This is a genomic window from Nonomuraea sp. NPDC049725, from assembly GCF_040674795.1.
Taxonomy (GTDB): domain Bacteria; phylum Actinomycetota; class Actinomycetes; order Streptosporangiales; family Streptosporangiaceae; genus Nonomuraea; species Nonomuraea ceibae.
This window is the reverse complement of the sequence record NZ_JBFANJ010000001.1, coordinates 116,852-129,384: the sequence shown is the minus strand read 5'-3', so window position 1 is coordinate 129,384 and position 12,533 is coordinate 116,852. Positions and strand designations below refer to the sequence as shown.

Genomic DNA, 12,533 nt, shown 5'->3' with positions numbered 1-12,533 from the left:
GCTCACACTCTGGGCTACCGAAAGGAGCCTCATGCCCCCCACCCGTCCCCGCCGTCGCCTCGCGACGGCGCTGACAGCCGCGCTCGCGGCCACGCTGCTCGCGGCCCCCGCCGAGGCCGCCACCCATGCCGCCACCCAGGCCGCCCCAGCCAACCTGGCCCTCGCGGGCGCCGCCTCCGCCTCCAGCGTCGAGCTCGACCGCGCCGACTTCGCCGCCGCGCACGTCAACGACGGCGACACCGCCACCCGCTGGTCGTCGAAGTACCAGGACGACAACTGGGTCCAGGTCAAGCTCGCCCAGCCGGCCACCGTCGACCACGTCAAGCTGACCTGGCCCAACGCCTGCGCCCGCGACTTCGTGCTGCAGACCTCCGCGGACGGCGCGTCGTGGACCGACGTGGCCTCGGTGCGGCGCGACACCTGCCCGCGGACCGACGTCATCGAGGTGCGCTCCGCGGAGCCGGTCGCGTACGTGCGCATGCAGGGACGCCAACGCTGGTCGACCTACGGGTACTCGATCTCCGAGCTCGAGATCTGGGACGCGCCGCCCGCTCCGCCCGCGCCCACGCTCGGCCTGCTGCCCAAGCCGGTGTCCGTCGAGGAGACCGGCGGCGAGCCGTTCGCGCTGCACCGGAACACCCGCGTGCTCGCCTCCGGCGCCGCCGCCCAGGCCCCCGCCGAGTATCTGGCCCGCGCGCTGCGCCCGGCCACCGGCTACCGGCTGCCCGTCGTCCGCAACGGCCGGGGCCCCGCGCCCATCCTCGTCGAGGTCGGCGACGGCAAGGGCCCGCAGGGCCACGAGGCCGAGGGCTACACGCTCACCGTCACACCCCGGCAGGTCACGCTGCGCGCCTCGACGGCCGCCGGCGCGCTCAACGGCGTCCAGACCCTGCGCCAGCTCCTGCCGCAGTGGATCGAATCGGACACCCCCGTCGCCGCGGCCTGGACGATCCCCGCGGTGACGATCACCGACTATCCGCGCTTCGCGCACCGCGGCATGATGCTCGACGTCGCCCGCAGCTTCTACCCGGTCAGCGAGGTCAAGACCTACATCGACGCCGCCGCCCAGTTCAAGGTCAACCGGCTGCACCTGCACCTGACCGACGACCAGGGCTGGCGCATCGCCGTGGACCAGCCGGCGGACAACCCGTCCGGCATCGACTACGGCCTGCTCACCGAGGTCAGCGGCGCCACCGCGATGACCGACCGGGGCACCGAGCCCGGCATCACCGGCTTCTACACCAAGGCCGACTACACCGAGATCATCCGCTACGCGGCCGAGAACGGCATGACGGTCATCCCCGAGATCGACATGCCCGGCCACACGAACGCCGCCCTGCACTCCATCCCGCAGCTCAACACCCCGGGCGCGCGGCCCCAGCTCCAGCCCGGCCAGACCACCGTCCCGCACAACGGCACGGGCGCGGTCGGCTACTCCTCCTTCGACGCGGACAGCCCGGTCACGTACGAGTTCGTCAAGCACGTGCTCACCGAGATCGCCGCGCTGACCCCCGGCCCCTACCTGCACATCGGCGGCGACGAGGCGCACGTCACCAGCCACGCCGACTACACCAGGATGGTCGACGCGTTCACCAAGGAGGTCGCGGCGCTCGGCAAGACCGTCGCCGGCTGGAACGAGTACGCCGGCACCGCGCTGCCCCAGGACAACGCCGTCGTCCAGTTCTGGAACGGCAACCGCCAGGCCGTGGCGAACGCCGTCAACGGCCGGGGCGCCAAGGTCGTCCTGTCACCGGCGCCGCACACGTACGTGCCGCAGAAGCAGGACCTTCGCCAGCCGCAGGGCGGCACCTGGGCGTGCGGCGGCGCGTGCGGCCTGGACCGGCACTACAACTGGGACCCGGGCGCCTACATCCCCGGCATCCAGGAGAGCAGCGTGCTGGGCGTGGAGACGGCGCTGTGGGGCGAGTTCATCCGCCGCGTCGGCCAGGCGCAGTACTACAGCTTCCCCCGGCTGATCGCCACGGCCGAGGCCGGCTGGACGCCGCAGGCGCAGCGCGACTACACCGACTTCCGCACCCGCCTGTCCAAGGCCGGCGGCAGGCTCACCGTCCAGGGGACGAACTTCTTCCCCACGGCCGACGTGGCCTGGCGGACGGAGGCGCTGGCCGAGCCGGTGACCGTCGCCGCCGGGCAGCCGTCCGGCGCGACCTGGACCGTCACCGCGCCCGGCCGCGCAGCCGCCGACCTGAAGGCGGGCGTCGTGTGGAGCGACGGGCGGCAGGAGGACGTCACGCTGACGACCACCCGCGAGGCCAGCATCCCCGACATGCGGATCAACGCCGCGTTCACCGCGATCTCGGCCCGCGCCTTCGACGAGCCGGGGACCTACACGGGCACGCTCTCGGTCCGCGTGCCAGGTGAGGCGCCGGTGGAGGCACGGGTGACGGTGACCGTCCGCTGAGCACCTCCGAGGGGCCCCGCGCCGGGCCCCTCGGAGCAGTGCATATGACCGTCTACGCTGGCAGTTGTGATGCTCCGATACTTCACTCTGGATCGATGATGGCAACGCCGAAACGGACGGTGCCCGAGAGGCCGGTGTTCGACTACGCCCCGGCGCCCGAGTCGCGCGACATCGTCGATCTCAAGTCCTCCTACGGGCTGTTCATCGACGGCGAGTTCGTGGACGGTTCAGGGCCGTCCTTCAAGACGGTCAACCCGGCCACGGAGGAGAAGCTGGCGGAGGTCGCCACGGCCTCCGCCGACGACGTCGACCGCGCGGTGCGGGCCGCGCGCAAGGCGTTCGACGGCTGGAGCGCGCTGCCCGGCTCCGAGCGCGCCAAATACCTGTTCCGCATCGCCCGCATCGTCCAGGAGCGCGCCAGAGAGCTGGCCGTGCTGGAATCCCTCGACAACGGCAAGCCGATCCGCGAGTCACGCGACGTGGACCTGCCGCTGGTGGCGGCGCACTTCTTCTACTACGCGGGCTGGGCCGACAAGCTCGGCTACGCCGGGTTCGGCCCCGACCCCCGGCCGCTGGGCGTGGCCGGGCAGGTCATCCCGTGGAACTTCCCGCTGCTCATGCTCGCCTGGAAGATCGCGCCCGCGCTGGCGTGCGGCAACACGGTCGTGCTCAAGCCGGCCGAGACGACGCCGCTGACCGCGCTGCTGTTCGCGGAGATCTGCCGGCAGGCCGAGCTGCCGTCCGGCGTCGTCAACATCGTCACCGGCGCGGGCGAGACCGGCTCCGCCGTCGTCTCCCACCCCGACGTCGCCAAGGTCGCCTTCACCGGCTCCACCGAGGTCGGCCGGCTCATCGCCAGGTCCGTCGCCGGCACCGGCAAGAAGCTCACGCTGGAGCTGGGCGGCAAGGCCGCCAACATCGTCTTCGACGACGCCGCGCTCGACCAGGCCGTCGAGGGCATCGTCAACGGCATCTTCTTCAACCAGGGCCACGTGTGCTGCGCGGGCTCGCGGCTGCTCGTCCAGGAGTCGATCCAGGAGGAGCTGCTGGCCGCGCTCAAGCGCAGGCTCGGCACGCTGCGGCTGGGCGACCCGCTCGACAAGAACACCGACATCGGCGCGATCAACTCCGCCGACCAGCTCGCCAAGATCCGCCGCCTGTCCGACCTGGGCGAGTCCGAGGGCGCCGAGCGCTGGTCGCCCGCGTGCGAGCTGCCCGACAAGGGCTTCTGGTTCCCGCCGACGCTGTTCACCGGCGTCGCGCAGTCCCACCGGATCGCGCGCGAGGAGATCTTCGGCCCGGTCCTGTCCGTGCTCACCTTCCGGACTCCGGCCGAGGCCGTCGAGAAGGCCAACAACACCCCGTACGGCCTGTCCGCCGGCATCTGGACGGAGAAGGGGTCGCGCATCCTGTGGATGGCCGACCGGCTCCGCGCGGGCGTGGTGTGGGCCAACACCTTCAACCGGTTCGACCCGACCTCGCCGTTCGGCGGCTACAAGGAGTCGGGCTACGGGCGCGAGGGCGGCCTGCTCGGGCTGGAGGCCTACCTTGACGTGTGAGCACCGGAGCCGCCGCCGCAGGGCCCGCCGCGCCCTGGCCACCCGCGGCCATGCCTTCGCCCGCGCCGGGCGTCCCGTGCGCACCGGCTGGTACGCCCACCGCTGCGGCGTGAGCCGGTGCGGCCAGGTGTTCGTGCCGGTCGAGATGTCCCAGGAGATCATGTGGAGGGGGCGCGGCGATGAGTAGGTTGGCCGTCCGCAAGACCTACAAGCTGTTCATCGGCGGGGCGTTCCCGCGCTCGGAGAGTGGGAGGTCCTATCCCGTGACCTCGCCCAAGGGCGACTTCCTCGCCAACGCCTCGCGCGCGTCCCGCAAGGACGCGAGGGACGCGGTGTCGGCCGCCCGCAAGGCGTTCCCCGGCTGGTCGGGGGCCACCGCCTACAACCGGGGCCAGATCCTCTACCGGATCGCCGAGATGCTGGAGGGCCGCCGCGCCCAGTTCGCCGACGAGCTCGGCGGCGGGCGGAAGGCGGCGCTGGAGATCGTCGACGCGGCCGTGGACCGGCTCGTCTGGTACGCCGGGTGGTCGGACAAGATCAGCTCGGTGCACGGCACCGCCAACCCGGTCGCGGGCCCGTACTTCAACCTGTCGTCGCCGGAGCCCACCGGGGTGGTCGCGGTCGTCGCGCCCGCCGACCCGCTGCTCGGGCTGGTGTCGGTGGTGGCGCCGGTCATCGTGACCGGCAACACGTGCGTGGTCGTCGCCTCCGAGCCGGCCCCGCTGCCGGCGATCACGCTGGCCGAGGTGCTGGCCACGTCCGACCTGCCGGGCGGGGTGGTCAACATCCTCACCGGGCACCAGGCGGAGATCGCGCCCTGGCTGGCCGCGCACATGGACGTCAACGGCCTGGACCTGACCGGCGTGGCCGAGCCGGAGCTGGCGCTGCGCTGCGAGCAGGAGGCGGCGGAGAACCTCAAGCGCGTCCTGCGCCCCCGGGCCGAGGACTGGCGCGGTGACCCGGGGCTGGGGCGGATGACCCGTTTCCTGGAGACGAAGACCGTCTGGCACCCGCTGGGCGTCTGACGCTCGTCGTCCGCGCGCCGGGCCGGCCTGGCGTCATCAGGACAGGCTGGGCGGGCGGATCGGCGGATGGGCCGCCTGGAGCTGGGCGGCCAGGCCGAGCAGGTGCGGCTCGCCGCCCGGCGGGGCGACGAGCTGGACCCCGATCGGCAGGCCGCTGGAGTGGGTGGCGACGGGCACGGTCATGGCGGGCCAGCCGCACATGTTCCACGGGCCGGTCGCGGGCGCGTACCCGACGTTGGCCAGCACGTTGCGGACCAGGCCGCGCCTGCCCCAGCGGTCGGCGCGCGGCGGGATCGCGGCGAGGGCCGGCATGACCAGCACGTCGGCGTCGCCGAACCAGCGGTCGGCGCCGTAGCCGGCCCAGCGGTCGCGGCCGCGGCGGCCGTCCAGGCCGAGCCTGGCCAGCACCCGGCCGGCGCGGGCCAGCGCCCGGGTGCGGCGCTCCAGCCGCCGCCGGTCGGCCGCCGTGGCGGCGACGGCCCGCACGGTGTCGGCGGCGCGGCAGAGCCAGGTGGCGACCGTGGCCGGGCCCAGCCAGGCGGGCAGGCGGCGGTCGCGTTCGACGATCGTGTGCCCGGCCACCCGCAGCGTCTCGGCGGCCCCGCGCACCGCGGCCCGGAACTCGCGGTCCACCGGCAGCCCGGCGGGCAGCGGCTGCGGCGCGTACGCCACCCGCAGGTCGAACGGCTCCGGGCTGTCGTGCGGCGGTGGCGGCTCCCACACGCCGTCGTCGCCCGCCCACACCGAGCGCAGCATCGGCCGGCGCGGCTCGGCCCGGCGGCCGCTGCGCCACGACTCGGCCAGCGACGGGTCCCCGGCCAGCACCGACAGCGTCAGCGCCAGGTCGGCGGCGTGCACGGCGATCGGGCCGTTCGCCGACAGGCCGCGCCAGTCGTCCGTGGGCCCCGGGACCAGCCCGGCGCCCGGCTTGAGCGCCAGCACGCCGCAGCACGCCCCCGGGATGCGCAGCGAGCCCATGCCGTCGTTGCCGAGCGCGATCGGCGCCATCCCCGCCGCGACCGCCGCCGCGCTCCCCGACGACGACCCGCCCGCCGTGCGCGAGCGGTCCCAGGGATTGCGGACCGTGCCGTACGCGCTGTCGCCGAAGGCCACCAGGGCCAGCTCGGGCAGGTTCGTCAGGCCGATCACCACCGCGCCGGCCGCGCGCAGCCGGGCCACGGCCTCGTGGTCCGCGGCGGCGGGGGAGTCGGCGGTCACCGCCGAGCCCAGGCGGGTCGCCTCGCCCGCCACCTCCACGTTGTCCTTGACCGCCACCGGCACCCCGGCCAGCGGCAGCTCCGACAGGTCGCGCCGCTCCTGGACGGCCCGCGCCTCCGCCACCGCCTGCTCGCGCACCCGCCGGAACGCGCCCACCCGCGGATCCCGCTCCGCGATCACCGCGAGGTGCTCCTCGACGACCGCGGTGGCCGCGACCTCGCCCTGTCGTACGGCCGCCGCGATCTCGATGGCGGATCTGCCTGCCCACAACATGTTCTAGAGTGTGGCGGTTTCTACTCTTCGTTGCGAGACTTCGGCTCCCTGCTCGCCTGTTTGAGAGCGAGCCGCAACGCGTACTCGATCTGCGCGTTGACGCTGCGGAGATCGTCGGCCGCCCACTTGGCTATCGCGTCGTAGACGGCCGGATCCAGGCGCAGCAGGAGCTTCTTGCGCTCAGGCATACAGGCTGCCGGCGTTCACCACCGGCTGCGTCGCCCGGTCGCCGCACAGCACGACCAGGAGGTTGGACACCATCTGCGCCTTGCGCTCCTCGTCGAGGTCGACGACCCCCTCGGCGGCGAGCCGGTCGAGCGCGAGCTGGACCATGCCGACCGCGCCCTCGACGATCCGGGTGCGGGCCGCGACGACCTGGCCGGCCTGCTGGCGGACCAGCATCGCCTGGGCGATCTCGGGCGCGTAGGCGAGGTGGGTGATGCGGGCCTCCAGCACCTCGATCCCGGCCAGCTCGGTGCGGTCGCGCAGCTCGGCGGTGAGCTCGGTGGCCACCTCCGCGCCGTCGCGCAGGCTGGTGCGCTCGGGCAGGTGCGAGTCGTACGGGTGGCTGGTGGCCAGGTGGCGCACGGCGGCCTCGGACTGGATGGCCACGTACTCCTCGTAGTCGTCGACGGCGAACACCGCCTTGGCCGTGTCGACGGCCCGGTAGACGACCACGGCGGCGATCTCCACCGGGTTGCCGTCGGCGTCGTTGACCTTGAGCTTGGTCGTCTCGAAGTTACGCACCCGCAGCGTGACCATGCGCTTGGTGGTGAACGGCAGCACCCACTGGAACCCGGCCTCCGACACCGACCCGACATAGCGCCCGAGGAACTGCACGACCTTGGACTCGTTCGGGTTGACCACCGTGAAGCCGGTGGAGAGCAGCGCCGCCAGCACGAGCCAGCCGATGCCCGGCGCGAGCAGCGACTCCGGGCCGCCCGGCAGCCAGACGGCCGCCACGATGCCGCCGAGCAGCAGCAGAGCGAGCAGCACCACGAAACCGTTGATGCGGAAAGCACGTCGTTCCATCGCGACCCCTTGCTATCGAAGTGATATCACCACGATAGCTCATCTAGTCTCGTGACGTGAACGTGCGATCCCTGGCGACCGGCCAGCGCTCCCTCGGCGACCCGGCCATCGGCTATCCGCTCCGCCCGCCCCTCACCCGCGGCTGCCCCCGCACCAGCACCGCCGAGCTGGCCTACCCCGTCGAGGTCGACTACGACTACGCCCGCGTGCCCGGCGACCTGTTCGACCAGCCCGCCCTGCCCGACATCGCCCGCTGGCAGCCGCTGCTCCCGCCGCTGCTCGCGCCCACCCTCGGCGAAGGCGGCACCCCGCTCCTGGAGCTCTGCGGCGTCTACGTCAAGGACGAGTCCCGCAACCCCACCTGGTCGCACAAGGACCGCCTCAACCGCGTCGCCGTCAGCGCCGCACTCGCCGAGAACGCGCCCGGCGTCGTCGTCGCCTCCTCCGGCAACCACGGCGCCGCCGCTGCCGCCTACGCCGCCCGCGCCGGACTCCCCGCGATCGTCCTCGCCTCCGCCGACTCGCCGCCCGCCGTCCAGTCCTTCGTCCGCGCGTACGGGGCCACCGTGCACACCGTGCCCGTCGAACAGCGCTGGCCCATGCTGCGCGACATCGTCGACCGGCTCGGCTACCACCCCGTCAGCAACCAGACCGTCACCCACACCGGGCACCCCTATGGCGCCGAGGGCTACAAGACGATCGCCTACGAGCTCCACGCCCAGCTCGGGCGCGCACCGGCCGCCGTGTTCACCCCCACCGGCTACGGCGAGCTGCTGTACGGGGTGTGGAAAGGGTTCACCGAGCTCGTACGGCTCGGCGTCGTCCCCGCCGCGCCCCGCATGTTCTCCTGCGAACCGGCCGCCGGCGGGCCCAACGCCCGCGCCCTCGCCACCGGTGCGCCCGCCGCCGTCGTCGACATCACCCCCACCGACGCGTACGGGATCGCCTGCACCGTCGGCGGGCACCGGGGCGTCCGCGCCGTCACCGACAGCGGCGGCGGCGCGCTGGCTGTCACCGACGACGAACTCCGCGCCGCCCAGCGCGACCTGGCCCGCCAAGGGCTCTGGCAGGAACTGTCAGGCGCCGCCGGGCTGGCCGGCTACCGCAAGCTGCGCCAGGAGTTCGACGGGCCCGTGGTCTGCGTCGCCACGTCCAGCGGCTTCAAGGACATCGGCGTCGGGTCAGCGCTTCAGCCAGACGCGTAGCGGCCCCGCCGGGACGAAGCCGTGCGCCACCGCCGGAGCCGGGTCCGGCTCGTACCCGACCAGCGGCAGGCCCGGGAACAGCGCCGCCGCCATCGCGACCACCCCGGGCCAGGCGGCCTCGCCCCACACGTTCGACACCCCCACCACCGAGGCCCGCCGCGACAGGTTGAGCACCGCCCCGCCCTCCTCGCCGCGCACGATCGCCACGTCCTCCTCGCCGAGCAGCCCGCCCGGGAACAGCCCCGGCTGCTCGCCGTCGAAACACGCCTCGGCCCAGGCCGCCAGCTCGTCCTTCTCGCGCACCACCGCCCAGCCCCGCACGTCACCCGGACCAGGGGCAGCCCGATGGATCCAGGTCGCCTCGAACAGCACCCCGAACCCCGCCGCCGCCAGATCCAGCGCCGCGAAACTGTCCTTCACCGACGCCCCAGGCCCCGCGTCGATCCCCGCCAGCACCTCGGCCGCCGTCGCCTCCGGGGACAGCGTGACCGCGTCCGGGTAGAAGACCGGCGTCCGGACCGGGTTCGTCCACACCGTCTCGGAGAACACCCCCGGCAGCCCGTGCGCGCGGCACAGCGCGTCACACCACTCGGCATTGTTCAGGGCGGCGGCCTGGTCGATCATCTGGTCCGTTTCGTCGGGGTCGCCGTGAACGGGTCCTCCGGCCACGGATGCTTGGGATAACGGCCGCGCATCTCGGCCCGCACCGAACGGTAGCCGTCCCGCCAGAACGACGCCAGATCCGCCGTCACCGCCAGCGGACGCCCCGCCGGAGACAGCAGATGCACCAGCAACGGCACCCCCGCGATCCGCGGCGTCTCCACCCAGCCGAACAACTCCTGCAACTTGACCGCCAGCACCGGCTGCTCACCCGAATAGTCCAGCCGCACCAGCGACCCCGACGGCACCTCCACCCGCTCCGGCGCCGTCACCTCCAGCCGCTCACTCCACGGCACCAGCCTGCGCAACGCCGACGCCACGTCGATCCGCTCCAGATCCGCCCGCCGCCGCGCCCTCGACAACTCCGGCTCCAGCCACCGATCCGCCAGCTCCACCAGCCGATCCACCGGCGGCCACGGCTCACCCACCGCCCGATGACAGAACGCCAGCCGGTCCCGCACCGCGCGCGCCGCCTTCGTCCACGTCAACACCTCTTCCGTACGCAGGCCGTGCAGGAGGGCGTCACGCACGTCGGCATCCGGCAGCGGGGCGCTCGACAGCTCGATCGCGCCCAGCCGCTCGACCACCCGCGCCGACACGTCCCCGCGACGGCTGCCCGGCGGGACCCTCCAGGCAACCTCCTCCTCGACCGTCACCGGATGCGCCTGACGGGCGATCTCCTCGTCGATCGCCACCGCCTGCCGGATCCGCGCCGACGCCGCCCCCGCCTGACGGTCCGCCACGGCGATGGCCAGCCACTGCGCGCTCGCCAGCCTCGACCCCTCCCCGAGCTGCGCCTCCGTGCCGGACGCCATCAAATACCCGCCGCCCCGGCGCCGCGCCACCCGCTCGGGGAACGCCAACGCCACCGCCACCCCCGCCACCGCCTCAACGGAGGAACCGGCTCCCCCGGCACTCGAGCCCGCCGTAACCCGGGAGCCCGCCCCGGAGGGGGTGGCCGCCCCACGCCGAGAGCCCGCCGCGTCCCGCCCGGGCGTCTCGGGGTGCGGGACCGCTTCGTTGGGGGTGGCCGTCCCGGACGCCGCGGTCCCCTCGGAGGGCGGGACCGCCGCCCCCGAGGCCGCTCCGGAAGAGCCGGCCGCGCCGCCCGACGGGGCCGCCGCCCCTGAGGCCGTTCCCCACCGGGAGCCAGCCACAGGCCGCCCGGCCGCCCCCGAGGGCGGAGCCGCCGCCGCCCCCGAGGCCGTGCCACCCGGCGCGCGTGCCGCTCCTGAGGTCGTTTCCCGGCGGGAGCCGGCCGTAGGCCGTCCGGCCGTCCCGGGGTGCGGGGCCGCTTCGGTGGGCGAGGTTCCCCTGGAGGGGTCGGCGGCCTCGCGGCGAGAGGGCGCAACCCCTCCGCCCTTCTCCGGGTGTGGGGGTGCTTCGGTGGGGGTGGAGGGCGGGCGTGAGACGGTCAGGCGGCGGGTTTCCTGGCGCCAGCGGGTGGTGAAGGGGTCGTTGCCTCGGCGGGCGGAGCGCCAGACCTCGACGAGGTCGTCGGAGGCGTCGCGCGGGAGGGGTTCGGACAGCAGGGCGATCACTTCGGCGGCGCCGGGGCCGAGGTCGAGGAGGGCGCGGGCGAGGCGGGGTTCGACGCCGGCGAGGGCCATGCGGCGGCCGTGGGCCGTCACGCGGCCGGCGGGGTCGAGGGCGCCGAGGGTGGTGAGGGTGCGGAGGGCGGCGGCGAGGGCGGCGGGCGGCGGCGGGTCGAGGAGGGCGAGGCCGGTGCTGCCCCAGCAGGCGGCCTGGAGGGCGAAGGCGGTGAGGTCGGCGAGCGCGATCTCGGGCCGTGGGTGTTCGGCGAGGCGTTCGTGCTCGGCGGCGGACCAGCACCGGTAGACGGTCCCGGGGGCTTCCCGGCCGGCGCGTCCGGCGCGCTGGTCGGCGGACGCCTTGGACACCCGGACGGTGGTGAGGGAGCCGAGGCCGCGGGCGTGGTCGGTGCGGGGTTCGCGGGCCAGCCCGGAGTCGACGACGACGCGGACGCCGGGCACGGTGAGGCTCGATTCGGCGACGGAGGTGGCCAGCACGACGCGCCGGGACGTGCCGGGTGACAGGACGGCGTCCTGGACGCGGGCGGGGGCCTGGCCGTGGACCTGGAGCACGTCGACGCCGGGCAGCATGGCGGCCACCCGGCCGATCTCGCCGACGCCGGGCAGGAAGCACAGCACGTCGCCGTCCCGTTCGGCGAGCGCGCGGCGTACGGTCTGGGCGACGTGGGCGAGCAGGGCGGGGTCGACGCGCAGCCCGTGCGGCGGGGAGACGGGGCGGGGCGGTGGCGCCCACACGGTCTCGACGGGGTGGGTGGCGCCGGTGGCGCGGACGACGGGGGCGTCGCCGAGCAGGCGGGACCACTGGCCGGCGTCGGCGGTGGCGGAGGTGGCGATGAGGCGCAGCTCGGGCCGGAGGGTTTCGCGTACGTCGAGGAGGAACGCCAGCGCCGTGTCGGCGTCGAGGTGGCGTTCGTGGCATTCGTCCAGCATGACCGCGTCGACGCCGGGCAGTTCGGGGTCGCGCTGGAGGCGTTGCAGCAGGACGCCGGTGGTGACGACCTCGACCTTGGGGTTGGCGCCGGTGTGCCGTTCGCCGCGGATGGTGTAGCTGACGCCCATGCGCCGGGCGGCGGCGCGTACGGCGAGGCGGCGGGGTTCGGCGACGAGCACGCGCAGCCCGGTGGCGGCGAGGGCGAGCGGGACGACGGTGGTCTTGCCGGTGCCGGGCGGTGCGGTCAGGACGGCGCTGCCGCTGCGGTCGAGGGCGGCGAGCAGGTCGGGCAGGACGTCGTGGATGGGCAGGTCAGGCATGCCCGCCCACGGATGTCGCGAGGAGGACGGAGTCGAGCAGGCCGGGGAAGCGGGCCTCCAGGTCGTCGCGCCGCAGGCTCATGTACTTGAGCCTGCCTTCCTGCTTGGTGAGGACGAGGCCGGCCTCGCGCAGGGTGCGGTAGTGGTGCGAGGCGGTGGACTTGTGCACGCCGAGCGAGTCGCCGGCGACGGTGCAGGTCATCTCGCCGTACGTGGCCAGCCGGGCGACGATCTCCAGCCGGATCGGGTCGGACAGCGCGCGCAGAACCTCCGTGAGCTGGATGTCGTCGGTGGCAGGGTGCGGAAGCAGGCGCATACCCGACACGATACCCAAT

Annotated in this window: 11 protein-coding genes; 5 read left to right on the top strand and 6 right to left on the bottom strand. The window is 74.3% G+C overall.

The window, feature by feature from the left end; genetic code table 11:
- Positions 1-31 precede the first annotated feature (31 nt).
- The 4 genes from AB0J53_RS00715 (at position 32) to AB0J53_RS00700 (ending at position 5,006) form a co-directional block, all read left to right on the top strand.
- Positions 32-2,422 carry a family 20 glycosylhydrolase gene (locus tag AB0J53_RS00715; protein WP_364167588.1) on the top strand — a complete coding sequence of 797 codons (2,391 nt, stop codon included), beginning with the start codon at positions 32-34 and terminating at the stop codon, positions 2,420-2,422.
- Between the two features lie 98 nt (positions 2,423-2,520).
- The gene (locus AB0J53_RS00710; protein WP_364168523.1) at positions 2,521-3,981 is read left to right on the top strand and encodes an aldehyde dehydrogenase family protein; all 1,461 of its coding nucleotides are present in this window, start codon (positions 2,521-2,523) and stop codon (positions 3,979-3,981) included.
- Positions 3,971-4,168, top strand: coding sequence for a hypothetical protein (locus AB0J53_RS00705; protein ID WP_219514479.1), 198 nt, complete (start codon positions 3,971-3,973; stop codon positions 4,166-4,168). Before AB0J53_RS00710 ends, AB0J53_RS00705 begins: the two co-directional genes overlap by 11 nt.
- Positions 4,161-5,006, top strand: a complete 846-nt coding sequence (locus AB0J53_RS00700; RefSeq protein WP_364167585.1) for an aldehyde dehydrogenase family protein — start codon at positions 4,161-4,163, stop codon at positions 5,004-5,006. The genes AB0J53_RS00705 and AB0J53_RS00700 overlap by 8 nt, the downstream gene beginning before the upstream one ends.
- A 36-nt stretch (positions 5,007-5,042) precedes the next feature.
- Here AB0J53_RS00700 and AB0J53_RS00695 read toward each other — a convergent pair whose 3' ends face one another.
- Genes AB0J53_RS00695 through AB0J53_RS00685 form a run of 3 tightly spaced genes read right to left on the bottom strand, consistent with a single transcriptional unit; the run spans position 5,043 to position 7,529 of the window.
- Complete coding sequence (locus AB0J53_RS00695) at positions 5,043-6,497, bottom strand: amidase family protein (protein WP_364167582.1); 1,455 nt, start codon at positions 6,495-6,497, stop codon at positions 5,043-5,045.
- A gap of 20 nt (positions 6,498-6,517) precedes the next feature.
- Positions 6,518-6,685 carry a hypothetical protein gene (locus tag AB0J53_RS00690; RefSeq protein ID WP_197093811.1) on the bottom strand — a complete coding sequence of 56 codons (168 nt, stop codon included), beginning with the start codon at positions 6,683-6,685 and terminating at the stop codon, positions 6,518-6,520.
- Complete coding sequence (locus AB0J53_RS00685; RefSeq protein ID WP_219511755.1) at positions 6,678-7,529, bottom strand: SPFH domain-containing protein; 852 nt, start codon at positions 7,527-7,529, stop codon at positions 6,678-6,680. Before AB0J53_RS00685 ends, AB0J53_RS00690 begins: the two co-directional genes overlap by 8 nt.
- A gap of 56 nt (positions 7,530-7,585) precedes the next feature.
- Between AB0J53_RS00685 and AB0J53_RS00680 the strand changes: the two genes are divergently transcribed.
- A complete protein-coding gene (locus AB0J53_RS00680) occupies positions 7,586-8,734 on the top strand; it encodes a pyridoxal-phosphate dependent enzyme (RefSeq protein WP_364167578.1) in 1,149 nt (382 codons plus the stop codon).
- On the opposite strand, the gene AB0J53_RS00675 is transcribed toward AB0J53_RS00680, so the two are convergent.
- The 3 genes from AB0J53_RS00675 to AB0J53_RS00665 are packed head-to-tail and all read right to left on the bottom strand — an operon-like array spanning position 8,711 to position 12,514.
- Positions 8,711-9,358: a hypothetical protein gene (locus AB0J53_RS00675; RefSeq protein ID WP_364167576.1), complete on the bottom strand. Its 648-nt coding sequence runs from the start codon at positions 9,356-9,358 to the stop codon at positions 8,711-8,713. The genes AB0J53_RS00680 and AB0J53_RS00675 overlap by 24 nt on opposite strands.
- Positions 9,355-12,198: an ATP-dependent helicase C-terminal domain-containing protein gene (locus AB0J53_RS00670; RefSeq protein WP_364167573.1), complete on the bottom strand. Its 2,844-nt coding sequence runs from the start codon at positions 12,196-12,198 to the stop codon at positions 9,355-9,357. The genes AB0J53_RS00675 and AB0J53_RS00670 overlap by 4 nt, the downstream gene beginning before the upstream one ends.
- Positions 12,191-12,514: a helix-turn-helix transcriptional regulator gene (locus tag AB0J53_RS00665; protein ID WP_364167569.1), complete on the bottom strand. Its 324-nt coding sequence runs from the start codon at positions 12,512-12,514 to the stop codon at positions 12,191-12,193. Before AB0J53_RS00665 ends, AB0J53_RS00670 begins: the two co-directional genes overlap by 8 nt.
- Positions 12,515-12,533 lie beyond the last annotated feature (19 nt).

What these genes read in the sequence shown, in the direction of transcription:
- AB0J53_RS00700 (WP_364167585.1), top strand. Translation starts at nt 4,161, where the DNA reads ATGAGTAGGTTGGCCGTCCGCAAGACCTACAAGCTGTTCATCGGCGGG.
- AB0J53_RS00715 (WP_364167588.1), top strand. Translation starts at nt 32, where the DNA reads ATGCCCCCCACCCGTCCCCGCCGTCGCCTCGCGACGGCGCTGACAGCC.
- AB0J53_RS00665 (WP_364167569.1), bottom strand. Translation starts at nt 12,514, where the DNA reads ATGCGCCTGCTTCCGCACCCTGCCACCGACGACATCCAGCTCACGGAG.
- AB0J53_RS00695 (WP_364167582.1), bottom strand. Translation starts at nt 6,497, where the DNA reads ATGTTGTGGGCAGGCAGATCCGCCATCGAGATCGCGGCGGCCGTACGA.
- AB0J53_RS00690 (WP_197093811.1), bottom strand. Translation starts at nt 6,685, where the DNA reads ATGCCTGAGCGCAAGAAGCTCCTGCTGCGCCTGGATCCGGCCGTCTAC.
- AB0J53_RS00685 (WP_219511755.1), bottom strand. Translation starts at nt 7,529, where the DNA reads ATGGAACGACGTGCTTTCCGCATCAACGGTTTCGTGGTGCTGCTCGCT.
- AB0J53_RS00670 (WP_364167573.1), bottom strand. Translation starts at nt 12,198, where the DNA reads ATGCCTGACCTGCCCATCCACGACGTCCTGCCCGACCTGCTCGCCGCC.
- AB0J53_RS00710 (WP_364168523.1), top strand. Translation starts at nt 2,521, where the DNA reads ATGGCAACGCCGAAACGGACGGTGCCCGAGAGGCCGGTGTTCGACTAC.
- AB0J53_RS00675 (WP_364167576.1), bottom strand. Translation starts at nt 9,358, where the DNA reads ATGATCGACCAGGCCGCCGCCCTGAACAATGCCGAGTGGTGTGACGCG.